Source organism: Vibrio tasmaniensis (genome assembly GCF_024347635.1).
GTDB classification, from domain to species: Bacteria; Pseudomonadota; Gammaproteobacteria; order Enterobacterales; family Vibrionaceae; genus Vibrio; species Vibrio tasmaniensis.
On record NZ_AP025510.1, the window covers coordinates 2084748 to 2100189 of the forward strand.

13 protein-coding genes are annotated in these 15442 nt (G+C 44.7%); 6 read left to right on the forward strand and 7 right to left on the reverse strand.

Features of this window, described 5'->3' with window-relative positions:
- Positions 1-103: 103 nt before the first annotated feature.
- The 3 genes from mnmA (at position 104) to purB (ending at position 3419) form a co-directional block, all read left to right on the forward strand.
- A complete protein-coding gene (mnmA, locus tag OCV44_RS09375) occupies positions 104-1240 on the forward strand; it encodes a tRNA 2-thiouridine(34) synthase MnmA (protein WP_139684524.1) in 1137 nt (378 codons plus the stop codon).
- A gap of 47 nt (positions 1241-1287) precedes the next feature.
- Entirely contained in the window at positions 1288-1905 is a 618-nt protein-coding gene (hflD, locus tag OCV44_RS09380; protein ID WP_009848813.1) for a high frequency lysogenization protein HflD, read from the forward strand.
- A gap of 143 nt (positions 1906-2048) precedes the next feature.
- On the forward strand, positions 2049-3419 hold the full coding sequence (purB, locus tag OCV44_RS09385) for an adenylosuccinate lyase (RefSeq protein ID WP_139684523.1): 1371 nt from the start codon (positions 2049-2051) through the stop codon (positions 3417-3419).
- A gap of 333 nt (positions 3420-3752) precedes the next feature.
- Here purB and htpX read toward each other — a convergent pair whose 3' ends face one another.
- The gene (gene htpX / locus OCV44_RS09390; RefSeq protein ID WP_139684522.1) at positions 3753-4616 is read right to left on the reverse strand and encodes a protease HtpX; all 864 of its coding nucleotides are present in this window, start codon (positions 4614-4616) and stop codon (positions 3753-3755) included.
- 237 nt (positions 4617-4853) lie between these two features.
- Here htpX and OCV44_RS09395 point away from each other — a divergent pair, with 237 nt between their 5' ends.
- Positions 4854-5060: a hypothetical protein gene (locus tag OCV44_RS09395; protein WP_139684521.1), complete on the forward strand. Its 207-nt coding sequence runs from the start codon at positions 4854-4856 to the stop codon at positions 5058-5060.
- 114 nt (positions 5061-5174) lie between these two features.
- On the opposite strand, the gene bioD is transcribed toward OCV44_RS09395, so the two are convergent.
- Genes bioD through bioB form a run of 4 tightly spaced genes read right to left on the reverse strand, consistent with a single transcriptional unit; the run spans position 5175 to position 8909 of the window.
- Positions 5175-5858 (reverse strand): dethiobiotin synthase, encoded by a 684-nt coding sequence (gene bioD, locus OCV44_RS09400; RefSeq protein WP_139684520.1) that lies wholly within the window; start codon positions 5856-5858, stop codon positions 5175-5177.
- Positions 5855-6658 (reverse strand): malonyl-ACP O-methyltransferase BioC, encoded by an 804-nt coding sequence (bioC, locus tag OCV44_RS09405; RefSeq protein ID WP_139684519.1) that lies wholly within the window; start codon positions 6656-6658, stop codon positions 5855-5857. The genes bioD and bioC overlap by 4 nt, the downstream gene beginning before the upstream one ends.
- Positions 6659-7870, reverse strand: coding sequence for an 8-amino-7-oxononanoate synthase (gene bioF / locus OCV44_RS09410; RefSeq protein WP_139684518.1), 1212 nt, complete (start codon positions 7868-7870; stop codon positions 6659-6661).
- Complete coding sequence (gene bioB / locus OCV44_RS09415) at positions 7857-8909, reverse strand: biotin synthase BioB (protein WP_009848820.1); 1053 nt, start codon at positions 8907-8909, stop codon at positions 7857-7859. The genes bioF and bioB overlap by 14 nt, the downstream gene beginning before the upstream one ends.
- A gap of 158 nt (positions 8910-9067) precedes the next feature.
- Here bioB and bioA point away from each other — a divergent pair, with 158 nt between their 5' ends.
- Positions 9068-10351, forward strand: coding sequence for an adenosylmethionine--8-amino-7-oxononanoate transaminase (bioA, locus tag OCV44_RS09420; protein WP_139684517.1), 1284 nt, complete (start codon positions 9068-9070; stop codon positions 10349-10351).
- Positions 10352-10816: 465 nt separating this feature from the next.
- Positions 10817-12484, forward strand: coding sequence for a response regulator (locus OCV44_RS09425; RefSeq protein WP_139684516.1), 1668 nt, complete (start codon positions 10817-10819; stop codon positions 12482-12484).
- A gap of 110 nt (positions 12485-12594) precedes the next feature.
- Here the strand turns inward: OCV44_RS09425 and serS are convergent, their stop codons facing one another.
- A complete protein-coding gene (gene serS / locus OCV44_RS09430; RefSeq protein ID WP_139684515.1) occupies positions 12595-13902 on the reverse strand; it encodes a serine--tRNA ligase in 1308 nt (435 codons plus the stop codon).
- Between the two features lie 142 nt (positions 13903-14044).
- Positions 14045-15400, reverse strand: a complete 1356-nt coding sequence (locus OCV44_RS09435) for a replication-associated recombination protein A (protein ID WP_281279099.1) — start codon at positions 15398-15400, stop codon at positions 14045-14047.
- Positions 15401-15442: the final 42 nt, after the last annotated feature.

Sequence of the window (15442 nt, forward strand, 5' to 3'; positions counted from 1 at the left end):
GCACTATTTGTGCAAATGAAACTGTGATTCCAGTCTCGGATCTGTCACGGCGTTTCTCTTTCTGTTAGAATCTGCGACCAAGTAATAGTAACGGTGTTTAGACATGTCAGATATCAGCTCTGGAAACAGCGAAAAGAAAGTAATTGTCGGTATGTCCGGCGGTGTAGATTCGTCAGTATCGGCGTATCTTCTTCAGCAACAAGGCTATCAGGTAGAAGGCCTTTTCATGAAAAACTGGGAAGAAGACGATAACGAAGAATACTGCACGGCAGCTGAAGATCTTGCTGATGCTCAAGCGGTATGTGACAAACTAGGTATCCACCTTCACACTATCAACTTTGCTGCAGAATACTGGGACAATGTATTCGAATACTTCCTTGCTGAATACAAAGCAGGTCGTACTCCTAACCCAGATATTCTTTGTAACAAAGAAATCAAATTCAAAGCATTCTTAGAGTTTGCGGATGAAGTATTAGACGCAGACTACATTGCGATGGGTCACTACGTTCGTCGTACTTTCCCAACTCAAGAAGAGCTTGATGCTGGCGTAAAACCAGAAATGCTACGTGGCCTAGACGGCAATAAAGACCAAAGCTATTTCCTTTATACGTTAAGCTCAGATCAAGTGGCACGCAGCCTATTCCCTGTGGGTGAATTAGAGAAGCCAGAAGTGCGACGCATTGCTGAAGAGCAAGACTTGATCACTGCGAAGAAAAAAGATTCAACAGGTATCTGCTTCATTGGTGAGCGTAAGTTCACTGAGTTCCTAGGCAAATACCTACCCGCTCAACCGGGTAACATCGAGACACCAGAAGGCCAAGTGATTGGTCAACACCAAGGTTTGATGTACCACACGCTAGGTCAGCGTAAAGGTCTACATATCGGCGGCACTAAAGGTGGCGGCGGTAATGAAGAACCATGGTTTGTTGGTGAAAAAGATCTTAAGCGTAATGTCCTGATAGCGGTACAAGGTAAAGACCACCCTCTTCTAAAATCAGAAGGTTTGATCGCTTCTCAGCTTCATTGGGTAAATCGCACACCAATTACTGAAGTTATGACGTGCACGGTAAAAACACGTTACCGTCAGACCGATATTCCTTGTACAATCATCCCAATTGATGATGAAAACATTAAGGTTATTTTTGACGAACCACAAATTGCGGTGACCCCAGGTCAATCAGCAGTGTTCTACCTAGACACCGTATGTCTTGGTGGTGGTATCATTGAAAAGCGCATCTAACCAATAAAACGAACCACAAACAATAGAAGACAACTAGGAGTTACTACGTGGCTAATACACTTTATGACCGTACTATTGCTTTCGCTGGAATTTGCCAAGCTGTGGCTTTGGTTCAACAAGTAGCGAAAGACGGCCATTGTGATAAAGATGCCTTCGAAGCTTCACTCAGTGCCATTTTAAATACCAACCCAGCGAACACCGTGGGCGTATTTGGACGTGAAGCGAACCTAAAGCTTGGCCTTGAGTGCTTAGTAAAAGGTATCGATAGTACTCCAGCTGGTAGCGATATTACTCGTTATATTATCAGCTTGATGGCACTTGAGCGTAAGCTATCTTCTCGTAACGACTCTATGTCTCAGCTTGGCGATCGCATTCAAACTGCAGAACGTCAAACTGAACACTTTGATCTGTTTGACGAGCAAATGATCAGCAACCTAGCGAGCATCTACCTTGATGTTGTGAGCCCTATCGGCCCGCGTATTCAGGTTTCTGGTACGCCAGCTGTACTTCAACAGACGTCGAGCCAACATAAGGTCCGCGCACTCCTTCTATCTGGAATTCGAAGCGCTGTGTTATGGCGTCAAGTTGGCGGTAAACGTCGCCACCTTATCTTCGGTCGCAAGAAGATGATCGAGCAGGCTCAAATCCTGCTAGCTCGCATGTAATTTATTAGCTCGCGCCTGGTCGCGAGCTTGTTTTTTGTATCAATACAACTCTCACGCAAACGATTGCGCAATATGCGTGACAATTGAGATTGTTACTGGTATAAACCTCTCAAAATTTAGAAAACTCAATTCAGGAGAACACCATGGAACTGTCAGCATTGACTGCTGTTTCACCAGTAGACGGCCGTTACGGAAGCAAGACTGTTGCATTACGCAGCATCTTTAGTGAGTTTGGCCTACTAAAGTACCGCTCTATCGTTGAAGTTCGTTGGTTACAAAAGCTTGCAGCTACAGATGCAATCAAAGAAGTACCAGCGTTCAGTGCAGAAGCTAACCAGTTTCTTGATGAACTAGCAGCTAACTTCAGTGAAGAAGATGCTCTACGTATCAAAGAGATCGAGCGCACGACTAACCACGACGTTAAAGCGGTTGAGTACTTCTTGAAAGAGAAAGTTGCTGGCGTTCCTGAACTTCACGCTGTAAACGAATTTATTCACTTTGCATGTACTTCTGAAGACATCAACAACACATCTCACGCGCTTATGCTTAAAGAAGCTCGTGACACAGTGATTCTTCCAGAAATCCGTAACGTAATTGATGCTATCAAAGCACTTGCGAACGAGTACCGTGATATTCCATTACTGTCTCGCACACACGGTCAGCCAGCTTCTCCTTCTACTATGGGTAAAGAGATGGCTAACGTTGCGTACCGTATGGAACGTCAATACAAGCAAATCGAAAACGTTGAGATCCTAGCGAAAATCAACGGTGCTGTAGGTAACTACAACGCACACCTTTCTGCATACCCTGAAGTGGAATGGCACCAGTTCAGCGAAGAGTTCATCACTGAATCTCTTGGCGTAACTTGGAACCCGTACACAACTCAAATCGAACCTCACGATTACATCGCTGAGCTATTCGATGCTATTGCTCGTTTCAACACAATCCTTCTAGACTTCGACCGTGACGTTTGGGGCTACATCGCTCTTGGTCACTTCAAGCAGAAGACTATTGCTGGCGAAATCGGTTCTTCTACAATGCCGCACAAAGTTAACCCAATTGACTTCGAAAACTCTGAAGGCAACCTTGGTCTAGCTAACGCAGTATTTAGCCACCTAGCACAAAAACTTCCAGTTTCTCGCTGGCAACGTGACCTTACTGACTCTACGGTTCTTCGTAACCTAGGTGTTGGTGTTGGTTACGCTATCATTGCTTACACTTCAACTCTGAAAGGTATTAGCAAGCTAGAAGTTAACCGTGCTGCACTACTTGCTGAACTAGACAAGAACTGGGAAGTACTAGCAGAACCAGTACAAACAGTAATGCGTCGTTACGGCATCGAGAAGCCATACGAGAAGCTAAAAGAGCTAACTCGTGGTAAGCGTGTTGATGGCGAAGGTATGCGTGCATTCATCGACGGCCTTGAAATCCCTGCAGACGAAAAAGTACGTCTAAAAGAGATGACGCCAGCGAACTACATCGGCCAAGCTATCGAGCTAACTGACAAGCTGTAAGATTCGAAATTCGAATCACAGAATAGACTAAGGCTTCCCATGTGGAAGCCTTTTTGTTGAGCGGAACAAAGTGTATTGATCACAAGCAAGAACCGTCAGCAAAATAATACAAGGCAACCCAGTATCATTGCCCTGCTCATATCAGTCCGTCCAATATCAACCAATAAATATCCCAATGCTTCATCACCAGTAACCCTCTATCACCAGGCACATATCCCCGGATACATCACTCCCAGAGACTTACTCTCTTGAATGCCAAGATCAAAAAAGGCCTCCCGAAGGAAGCCTTTAGAATACATATTGCCGCTTAACGACAGCAGCTTGTGTTAGAAATTACATGTTACGTAAAGACGCAATACGCTTGTCTAGCGGTGGGTGGCTCATTAGAAGCTCTGTTAGAGACTTCTTACCATTGATACCAAATGCCATCATAGAGCCTTCTAGTTGTGGCTCATGGCTCACCTTTAGGCGCTCTAACGCTGCAATCATCTTCTCTTTACCCACTAGGTTCGCTGCACCTGCATCGGCATGGAATTCACGATGACGGCTGTACCACATCGTAATGAAGCTTGCTAAGAAACCAAATACCAATTCCAACACCATAGACACACCGAAGTACACCATCATGTTGCTGCCGCCCTCTTCTTCGTTGTCATTCGACGCAACAATGTTGGCGATGAAACGAGATAGGAAGATAACGAACGTGTTCACTACACCTTGCATTAACGTCATGGTCACCATATCGCCGTTTGCGATGTGGCTCACTTCATGCGCTAATACCGCTTCAGCTTCATCACGCGTCATGTTGTGTAGCAGACCCGTAGAGACTGCGACTAATGAATCGTCACGCTTAGCACCCGTCGCGAATGCGTTGATGTCTGGCGAGTCGTAGATCGCCACTGTTGGCATACCAATACCAACTTGTTGAGATTGACGGCTTACCGTCTCCATCAACCAATGTTCTGTTTCATTTCGTGGACTTTCGATGACCATGCCGCCTACCGAGCGTAGCGCCATTTTCTTTGACATCATCAACGAAATGAATGAGCCGCCAAAACCAAATACTGCAGCCATCACCAATAAGCCTGATAGGCTACCAGGTTGCATACCTGTAACTGCGTATACAATATTAAGAACAACACTTAGTACCATTACAACCGCTAGGTTGGTTGCAAGGAACAACATTACTCGCTTCATTACTTATCTCCGCATGAAAGCTGTTTTTATAAAACTTATTATTATAGACAAGGCAGACAGCAATTTATTCCAACCTTGAAGACTTATCCTTACTTATACATATAGTCTTAGATTAAGAAAACAAGGTTAAGCATTAAATTGCAACATTTGATTACGAGACCCTATTCGGCTTACCCCTAGTCTATTAGACCTAAGTCGTATGGTGTCGGCATAACAATCCGTTTAGAGTGGCTTCAGATGAATTATTGGCTAGTCCATGTACAAAAGGGAAAAATCATGGTTGAAGGTACTAACACTCAAATGGCTATCGATTTACTGTGCTGTCACCTAGGGATTACTGAAGAAGAAGCAAAAAAGCAGATTGGGGTCCTAACTCCGCAAACGGCGCAGGCAAAAATCACAGAAACACAGCAAGCACTAATGGGACTTACCAAAGAACATTAATCCCTAGTTTGCTGATATAAAAGACCAGCTGTTTATAAGCTAATGGTCAAAGGCTTAACAAAGCAAAAGGGCTGCAATCGCAGCCCTTTTCTTGTTTAACGTATAACTCGAAGTTTAAAGATCAAGCAATGGCTGTACATTAATGTACTTACCAATGTTCTTAGACTTTGCTCTTGGCACATACGGAATTTCGCCTAACTTCGGTGCACCTAGCTTGTCTTCAAGCATCGCTATAATTTCGGCGTAATGTTCAGTACCTGGGTTAATGCGGTTTGCAACCCAACCCACTAGGTTCAGTCCATCAGCACGAATCACTTCTGCGGTTAGCAGTGCATGACTCAAACAGCCAAGCTTAATACCAACCGTCAATACCACAGGCAGCTGCTCTTTTTTGACCCAGCTAGACAAATATTCATCATCAGAAACCGGTACACGCCAACCACCAGCACCTTCAACTAACACGATGTCAGAGTTTTGCTTATGCTCTGCCAACTTAGCTGATAATACGGTTTCATCAATCACGACACCATCATGCTTTGCTGCAATGTGTGGTGATGATGGTAGCAACAACGCATATGGATTAACGTCTTCGTAAGCAATGTCTTGCGTTGCCGCTTCTTGAAGATGCAACGCATCACTATTACGTAACCCTTCAGGGAGTTGTTCACACCCTGCGGCAACTGGCTTGTAGCCAATTGTTGATAACTCTTGTGCGGCTAAAGCTTGAAGAATCGCTTTTGAAACCACAGTTTTTCCCACTTCGGTATCCGTACCTGCAATGAATAATGCATCAATCATAATTGAATAACCCCTAAACAAACTTGATATGTTGCTGGTAAGAAACCTTGATGGTTTTTAAACTCTCGATATTCCCGTTCAACAAGCTGCAACATGCGGCGACTTGTTAAACCTTGTGAGCGACCACTTACGTGATTAGCGCCGATACCTTTAAGGTCGCGCATCAGTTCAAACGCAGTGTCGTACCAAACGGTGATGGTGGGCAAGTCTAGTTGATGAGCAGTACAGCTAGATTGCGCTAACGCAATTTTTACCTGATTGATTGTAATAAAATGGTTAACGTGTTGATGTGTGTCAATTTTTGACCATGACTTTTTCAGTTCAAACAGTGACCCATCAAGCAAAGTTGAGAAAACAACACGCCCTCCAAGCGAGGTGACACGCCTCATCTCCCTCAGAGGCGACGATAAATCGTCACACCATTGCAACGCAAGACTTGAGAAAACAATATCAAAAGCCCCATCTTCGAATGGCAATAGCTCGGCATCAGCTTGTCGATATAAAGAGACCATTGCGCCACAGCGCTGTTCGGCTTTTTGCAACATTCCAACAGAAAGGTCTGCGCATACCACTTCAGCGCCTCGTTCCACCAATTGCTGTGAGAAATAACCAGTACCACAACCTAAATCGAGCACCTTTAATCCAGAGAGGTCACTCGGTAACTTATCCAGCAGTCGGTGACCAACATCTCGCTGGAATTCAGCGTGTTTGTCATAGGTTGTTGCTGCTTTGCCGAAGGCTTCGGCAATCGCACTCTTGTCTTGGCCTACGTAATTATCCACTACTGCTTCTTGTGACATTTACTGAGCCTCTTTCTTTAATTCAAAGCTTGATTCTATGCTAGGTTTGCTTACAGACTCGTTGCTTCGCTCTATTGCTTGAAGCAAAGAGTTAGTTAACTGAAGAATCTGTTCCTGATTGTGATTGGCCGTTAAGGTAATACGTAAACGAGCAGTCCCAATAGGCACCGTTGGTGGCCTTATTGCCGTTACCCAAACTTGGTTACGCTTCAACTCTTCGGCAATAGATAGTGCAGCTTGGGCTTCGCCGATTAAAAATGGCTTGATCGGCGTCTGAGTATCAATAAAACCTTTCACGCCACTCATCTGCTCGGCATAGAGCGCGCCTAGCTCCGTGAGTTTCTCACGACGCCACTCTTGCGTTTGAATCATCTGACATGCATGAGACAAAGCCACCGCTTGTGAAGGTGGCATTGCCGTCGAATACACATGATGACGCGCAAACTGAGTTAAGTAATCACCCACTTCTGACGAACAAAGAATCGCAGCACCAGAAAGGCCAAATGCTTTACCAAAGGTCACCACCAAGATATCAGGTGAGATTTGTGCGGCGTTGCAACTCCCTGCCCCGTTATCACCTAATACGCCAATACCGTGGGCATCATCAACCACCAACCAACTGTCGTATTGGTTAGTCAAGTTAAATACCTGGTTGAGAGGCGCTTGATCCCCATCCATGCTGAACACACCTTCAGTCACAACCAAGGATTGTGGAGTGCGCCTCAAGAGCGACTCTAGGTGCTGCGTGTCGTTGTGCTTAAAGCGTTTCATGGTTGCAGGTGAAATCATCCCCGCTTCCATCAAAGAGGCGTGGTTGAGCTTGTCTTGCAATAGAGAGTCGTCTTTCTCGAGCAGAGAAAACAACAACGCTTGATTAGCACTGAAACCAGAACTAAAGAGAATGGCACGTTCAAAGCCAAGCCATTCGCACAGCTTAGCCTCTAAATTTCGATGAGCAGGACTAAAACCCGTGACCAATGGCGATGCCGCACTGCCAGCGCCATACCGAGAAAGTCCAGTTTGCCACGCATTCACCAGCTCAGGATCGTTTGCCAAGCCTAAATAGTCATTACTCGAAAAATTAATGAAGCTAGAACCTTCGCTCATAAGCAAAGGACCATTACTGTTTTCTAACACCTTAAGTTGACGAGTTAGCCCTTGCTCACAGCGATGAGCAAGGGCACTTTTGATGCGAGATTTAAACAGTGGCATCGTAGAACATGTCGTCTTTCGTTGGGCGAGCGGCAACGCGCTCCACCACTTGATCTAACAGTTCGTTTTCTTGAATTTCATCCGGCTTCTGAGCCACTTGTTGGCTGTTAATACCTAACTTCTTAAACAGCTGCATATCCGTGTCTTCATCTGGGTTTGGCGTAGTCAGTAGCTTACAGCCGTAGAAGATAGAATTCGCGCCAGCCATGAAACACATCGCCTGCATCTGCTCATTCATATTCTCACGGCCTGCAGATAGACGAACCGCAGACATTGGCATCATGATGCGAGCAATCGCAATCAGTTTGACGAAGTCGAAAGACTCAACATCATCGACGTTTTCCATCGGTGTGCCTTTCACTTTTACGAGCATGTTGATTGGAACACTTTCAGGGTGCACAGGAAGATTAGCCAGTTCGACAAGCAGACCAGCACGGTCATTGGTACTTTCGCCCATACCAATAATACCGCCAGAACAGATTTTCATACCAGCATCACGTACGTGAGATAGGGTATCTAAGCGATCTTGGTAAGTACGAGTAGTAATGATACTGCCGTAAAACTCAGGGGACGTATCAAGGTTGTGATTGTAGTAATCCAAACCTGCATCCGCTAGCTCACCTGCTTGATCAGGCGTTAACATGCCTAGTGTCATACATGTTTCTAGACCCATGCCTTTCACACCTTTGATCATGTCAGTTAGGTGAGGCATATCGCGCTCTTTCGGGTTTTTCCATGCCGCCCCCATACAGAAACGAGTTGAACCCGCGTTCTTGGCTTTTTGTGCAGCATCCAAAACACGCTCTACTTCCATCAAGCGCTCTTTGTCGACATCCGTTCGGTAGTGAGCACTTTGAGGGCAGTACTTACAATCTTCAGGACAAGCACCTGTCTTAATCGATAACAGCGTACTCACCTGCACGTGGTTGTGCTCTTGGTACTGTCTATGAACCACTTGAGCTTCAAACATTAAATCCATAAACGGTTTTTCAAGCAGTGCTCTTACTTCAGCAACTGTCCAGTCATGACGAACTTCCACGTGTCGATCCTTTTTTATTATTTGATGTTACATCTCTATCAATAGAGATTGTATTTATGCTTGGATAGTCTACCGACAAGCTTTAGACTGTCAACACATTGATAATATCAAAAGTTTACATCTGGTTATTTTTTAGCCGCAAAAGAATGGAAGTTACTATGGATCTCGCCTTTGACCGCCAGCATATCTGGCATCCTTATACATCAACGTTGACACCTCTGACCTGCTACCCAGTCACCAACGCAGACGGTGTTTACCTAGAATTAGAAGGCGGAAAACGAATTATTGATGGCATGTCGTCTTGGTGGTCAACCATCCACGGTTACAATCACCCAGAGCTCAATGCTGCAGCTCACAGCCAAATCGATAAGGTTTCGCACGTTATGTTCGGTGGTATCACCCACCAGCCAGCTATCGATTTATGTAAGAAGCTTTTGAACCTAGCGCCAAGTAATCTAGAACATGTATTCCTGGCCGATTCAGGTTCAGTCGCGGTAGAGGTTAGCCTCAAGATGGCGCTGCAATACTGGCATGCTAAAGGGCAACCTCGTTCAAAATTCCTCACACTGAGAGATGGCTACCACGGCGATACCTTCGCGGCAATGTCGGTGACAGATCCGGATAACTCGATGCACAGCCTCTACAAAGGTTTTTTGCCTGAACACATTTTTGCAGATTCGCCCAAAACGGGCTTTTGGGATGACTGGAACTCAAGTGACATCGATAGCTTTCGAGAGAAGCTAACAGCGCACCACAAAGAAGTCGCAGCGGTGATTTTAGAACCCATCGTTCAAGGCGCTGGCGGTATGCGCATCTACCACCCCGAGTTCTTAAAACAAGTTCGCTTGCTATGTGATGAATTCAACGTCTTACTGATCTTAGATGAGATTGCGACCGGATTTGGCCGCACAGGGAAACTGTTCGCCTGTGAGCATGCCGATGTTCAACCGGACATTTTATGCGTAGGCAAGGCGTTAACTGGCGGTTACATGACGCTGTCAGCGACGCTTGCGAGTAAAGAAGTCGCCGACACGGTATGTGGCGGTGAAGCCGGTTGCTTTATGCACGGACCAACCTTCATGGGCAACCCTTTAGCTTGTGCAGTAGGTGCAGCAAGCTTGTCCATCATAGAGCAAGGTCATTGGACAAATCAGACTCATCAGATTGAAAAACTCTTTTCTGAGTTACTGCCGCCTCTACTCGAGCATGAACTGGTTAAAGACGTTCGTTGGTTGGGCGCGATTGGCGTCGTTGAAACACACACACCTGTCGACATGGAAACCATCCAAGCGCACTTTGTTGAGCAAGGTGTTTGGATCCGTCCATTTGGTAAATTGATTTATATGATGCCTCCTTTCATCAGCCAGCCAGAGCATATCGAGCAGCTCGTTGCAGCCATCGATAAAGCACTCCGACAATCTGCTTGTTTCAAGCCAAATTGATTTAACAAACACCATTAAGAAATACCAAACATCTATAAGCCGCCCATAAATGCCAACGGCGGCTTACTCTTCACGCGAAAAACCAAACAACCAACACCTCCCAAGCCATTGTTTTATATTTGATTTGATCTCTAAAATCCCCACAAATAAATTTAATCCTCTCCACAAAAACAATTAGCAAAAGAGTATTACCTATCGGGTAAAGAGCCGTCATAAAATACGCGCCATTTTGGTACTGAACATTATGAATGATCTTCCTTATTCGAGTTCATTTCAGAATCAAAACAGCCAATATTTTTAACGCTAATAAGATGAAAATCTTCGCAAAAAAAAGAATCCAATTTTAGCGAAAACTAATATCAACTTAGTAGAAACCTAGCGCTTCTTGTTTTGTCGATCCTGCATGACATCAAGACAATCCGTAATAGCAACGTAATTCACGTCAGTAAATAATTTAAAGTAAGCATGAAATTAACCCAACTAAATGCACTTATCATTGATGACTCAACGATAGTGTTATCAACCATTCGTAACATGCTGGTTCATATTGGTTTTTCAGAACGTTTGATTGCCATTGCGAAATCGCCTCGTGTTGCAATGACCATCACGAATGACACAACTTTTGATGTCATCATTTGTGATTATAACTTTGGTAACACGATCAACGGCAAACAGCTATTTGAAGAATTAAAGCAAGCCAACAGATTAAAAGATGACGGAATATTTATTCTTGTTACAGGTGAAAATTCAGCTCTATCGATACGCCCTATCCTTGAACTACGACCTGACAACTATTTGTTAAAACCGTTTAACCGCGAAACTCTAAAGCAGCGCATCACCAGTTCCTTAAGGAAGAAGCTGATTTTACAAGACATTTATAAAGCTGAGAGAGAGAATAACTATCAAGCGGGCCTAGAGCATTGCGAAGGGCTTGCCGCGTTTCATCCCGAATACTTCGCAACAATCCAGCAATTTCGAGGGAGCTTTCTATCAAAACTAGAGCTCTACGAGGAAGCCAAGAATGTCTATCAGAAAGCGATAGATGAAGGCAGTTTTGATTGGGCTCAAGCAGGATTAGCAAACAGCCTTGCGAATTTGGGGCAGCTTAGCGAAGCACAGTCGATGATTGAAAGTTTGATCAATTCTGCACCAACCTGCACTTTGTATCGAGACCAAGCAGCTCAAGTAAACCTGATCAGCAATAAGGTTCCGGCAGCCATTGCTCACTTCAAGTTAGCGAGTAAACTAACACCAGGTAATTCTGAGAGAGAACTGGCAATCGCAAATCTATGCTTATCGGTAAACGATACTAAAACAGCGCTATTCCACTACCAAAACTATGTGCAAATCAATAAGGATACCTTTCGAGACAACCTGTATATGAAGCTAAATCATATACGATTTTTACTCTATTGCGCCTCAGATGGTATCGATAAGCAAGCGAATTTGGGTCACGTCAATTACTTAATTTCGAAGATCCCTACCGAGGCAAGAGCAAGGCTTCAAACTGACTTAGCACTTATCGCAGCTCACATCGCGATGGAAGCTAACCAATATCAAAAAGCAGTCACTATACTAACCGCATTACACGACAAGAATGACTTTGACGCATTTCCAGTGATTTATCACCATGCATGGTTATTGGATAGGATGAGTTGTGAAAACGAGTTCAAAATCGCTGAAAACCGTTGCAGCATGTTGATAGTGAAAACAGCGAACGAGACAGTGGTTTCAAGTCAGATAACGATGTGCAGTGAGATGAAACATCGCAACACTGCAAAAATGAACTGGCTCAAAGAGAAGAATATCGGCATAAAACGAGCAAAGTCAGACTACAAACAGGTGCTTGTGGCTTACTTAGATATTCATAAACGATGTCCGATGATCAAGAACGTATGTATGAACACGATCAAACTGCTCTCTGTGATTTGGCCTGACTCAATGGGTGCAAAACAAGTGCTAACCATCATCAAGCAATGTGACGAAGTGATCACACAGCTTTATACGATGGAGGAGCTGACACAAAGCAACTATCAAAACTATTACCGAAAGGCGCTTCTGGCATGTAAGCAAGCTGATTTGGCATGGAAACAAGCAAACAATACTTCCGAGGCTGCCTTCTCATATATGTAGCTTCTATTCAAACAACGTCCGCATACAAAAAAGGCTTTGCCATTACAGCAAAGCCTTTTAACAATTCTAGCGAGATAGATTAATCTAAATTCGATAAGCCTAAATTGGTATTAACCAATGTGCGTTACGCCGCCCATGTATGGTTGAAGTACTGCTGGGATAGCAATACGGCCATCAGCTTCTTGATTGTTCTCAAGAATAGCAACCATAGTACGACCAACAGCAAGACCAGAACCGTTTAGTGTGTGTACAAGTTCAGGTTTCTTTTCGCCTTTACGACGGAAACGAGCTTGCATACGACGCGCTTGGAAATCCCACATGTTTGAACAAGAAGAAATTTCACGGTAAGTCTCTTGTGCTGGAACCCATACTTCTAAGTCGTAAGTTTTCGCAGAACCGAAGCCCATGTCACCCGTACATAGAATCACTTTACGGTAAGGAAGCTCTAGAAGTTGAAGTACTTTCTCAGCGTGACCTGTTAGCTCTTCAAGCGCCGCCATAGAGTCTTCTGGCTTAGTGATTTGTACTAGTTCAACTTTGTCGAATTGGTGCATACGGATAAGACCACGAGTGTCACGACCGTAAGAACCCGCTTCAGAACGGAAACATGGCGTGTGAGCCGTCATCTTAAGTGGCAGTTCAGCTTCATCAGTAATCGTGTCACGAACCATGTTCGTCACTGGTACTTCCGCAGTAGGGATAAGCGATAGCGTTTTAAGAGGTACGTCACTTACTTGCTCAGTTAGCGGGCTTGTGTGGAACAAGTCTTCGCCAAACTTAGGAAGTTGACCAGTACCGTATAGGCTATCGTGGTTCACTAGGTACGGTACGTACATTTCTGTGTAGCCGTGCTCATCAGTGTGAAGGTCCAACATGAACTGAGCAATAGCACGGTGTAGACGTGCAAATTTGCCTTTCATCACGATGAAACGAGAACCCGAGATTTTAACTGCGCTAGCAAAATCAAGACCACCAGACATTTCGCCAAGATCTACGTGATCTTTCACTTCGAAGTCGTAAGTCTTAGGTTGGCCCCAACGAGAAACTTCTACGTTGTCGTCTTCATCTTTACCATCAGGCACGTCTGCGTCAGGTAGGTTAGGAATCGACATTGTGATCGTTTCTAGCTCAGATTGAAGCTCAGCCAATGTTACTTTAGCTTGGTCTAGTTCTGCGCCTAAGTTGCCTACTTCAGCAAGGATACGCTCAGCTTCTTCATGGTCGCCTTTTGCTTTCGCTTGACCAATGGACTTCGATCGAGAGTTGCGTAACGCTTGTAGCTCTTCAGTTTTCATCTGAAGGGACTTACGTTTTTCTTCAAGTTCACGAATTGTCTCTACATCAAGGGCGAAGCCTCGACGTGCTAATTTTGCCGCTGTTTCATCCAGCTCAGCTCGAAGTAATTTAGAATCCAGCATTGCTAATCCTATGCTTTAGTTATTTGAATATTCAGTAGTTTGCTACTGAATCACTGCTAAACCCCTAAAACTGGTGCTATTTCGACCAATTTTTAACGATTTAATATAAATTTTATGACTAGGTAACGATATCCAAAAAAGACTACTTTTCATAGCGTTTTTGTGGGCTTTTTGCGTCCAAATCCGCCAGATAATCTAGCTTCTCGCCAATTTTGGTCTCTAAGCCTCGTTTTGTTGGGAAATAGTATTGTGTTTCGCCCATTTCTGGCGGCAAATACTTTTCTCCAGCCGCGTAGGCACCTGGTTCGTCATGAGCATAACGGTATTCTTGCCCGTAGCCCATGTCCTTCATCAAAGTTGTGGGTGCATTTCTTAAATGATGAGGCACTTCATATTCAGGAAGATTATGCGCATCCGTTAAGGCTTGCTTCCAAGCTGTGTAAACCGCGTTACTCTTTGGTGCACACGCTAAATAGACAACCGCCTGAGCAATCGCACGCTCACCTTCGGCAGGACCAATTCGAGTGAAACAATCCCAAGCCGACATTGCAACCTGCATTGCTCTTGGATCAGCATTGCCAATATCTTCAGAAGCAATCGCCAATAAACGCCTTACGATATACAAAGGGTCACAACCCGCTGCAATCATTCTTGCTGACCAATACAAAGCCGCGTCAGGGTTTGAACCACGAATCGACTTATGAACAGCGGAGATCAAGTCGTACCAAATATCACCCTTGTTATCGAAACGAGCAACCTTCTCGCCAGCTACTTCAGCTAACAACTGCAAGGTTATCGCTTTCTCGCCTTTGTCGTTGTCTTCTGCCATGTCATATAAAAGCTCAAGATAGTTGAGCGACATACGCGCATCACCGTTGACCAGTTCAGCGAGGCGATCTAAAACGTTATCAGCAAAATCAGCTGACACATCACCCAGACCACGCTGCTTGTCTTCAATCGCTTGGCGAATGACGAGCGAGATATCATCGGTATTAAGCGAAGTCAGCTTGTAAACACGCGCACGCGACAACAAAGCGTTGTTCAATTCAAAGGATGGGTTTTCTGTCGTCGCGCCGATAAAGGTCACGGTGCCATCTTCAATGTGTGGCAAGAAGGCATCTTGCTGACTTTTGTTAAAGCGATGAACTTCATCTACAAACAGGATCGTTCTGCGCCCTGCTTGTTTGTTTTCACGCGCTTTTTCAATCGCGATACGAATGTCTTTAACACCCGAGGTTACCGCTGATACGCGCTCAACTTCAGCATTAGCATAGTTTGCTGCTACTTCTGCCAACGTGGTTTTACCGGTGCCCGGAGGCCCCCATAAAATCATGGAGTGAATATGGCCCGCTTCCAATGCCCTGCGAAGTGGTTTACCTGGACCTAATATATGCTGCTGACCGATGTACTGTTCGACAGTTTCAGGCCTCATACGAGCAGCAAGGGGACGAAAATCTTCGTCCCCTGCAAAATCTAAGCTGTAATTACTCAATTGCAATCTCTTGATTCATTGATGGCATTAATGCCTATCGACGTACTA

Coding starts and splice junctions, on each gene's coding strand:
- OCV44_RS09395 (WP_139684521.1), top strand. CDS start 4,854: ATGAATTATTGGCTAGTCCATGTACAAAAGGGAAAAATCATGGTTGAA.
- bioD (WP_139684520.1), bottom strand. CDS start 5,858: ATGATTGATGCATTATTCATTGCAGGTACGGATACCGAAGTGGGAAAA.
- OCV44_RS09425 (WP_139684516.1), top strand. CDS start 10,817: ATGAAATTAACCCAACTAAATGCACTTATCATTGATGACTCAACGATA.
- mnmA (WP_139684524.1), top strand. CDS start 104: ATGTCAGATATCAGCTCTGGAAACAGCGAAAAGAAAGTAATTGTCGGT.
- bioC (WP_139684519.1), bottom strand. CDS start 6,658: ATGTCACAAGAAGCAGTAGTGGATAATTACGTAGGCCAAGACAAGAGT.
- serS (WP_139684515.1), bottom strand. CDS start 13,902: ATGCTGGATTCTAAATTACTTCGAGCTGAGCTGGATGAAACAGCGGCA.
- bioA (WP_139684517.1), top strand. CDS start 9,068: ATGGATCTCGCCTTTGACCGCCAGCATATCTGGCATCCTTATACATCA.
- bioF (WP_139684518.1), bottom strand. CDS start 7,870: ATGCCACTGTTTAAATCTCGCATCAAAAGTGCCCTTGCTCATCGCTGT.
- purB (WP_139684523.1), top strand. CDS start 2,049: ATGGAACTGTCAGCATTGACTGCTGTTTCACCAGTAGACGGCCGTTAC.
- htpX (WP_139684522.1), bottom strand. CDS start 4,616: ATGAAGCGAGTAATGTTGTTCCTTGCAACCAACCTAGCGGTTGTAATG.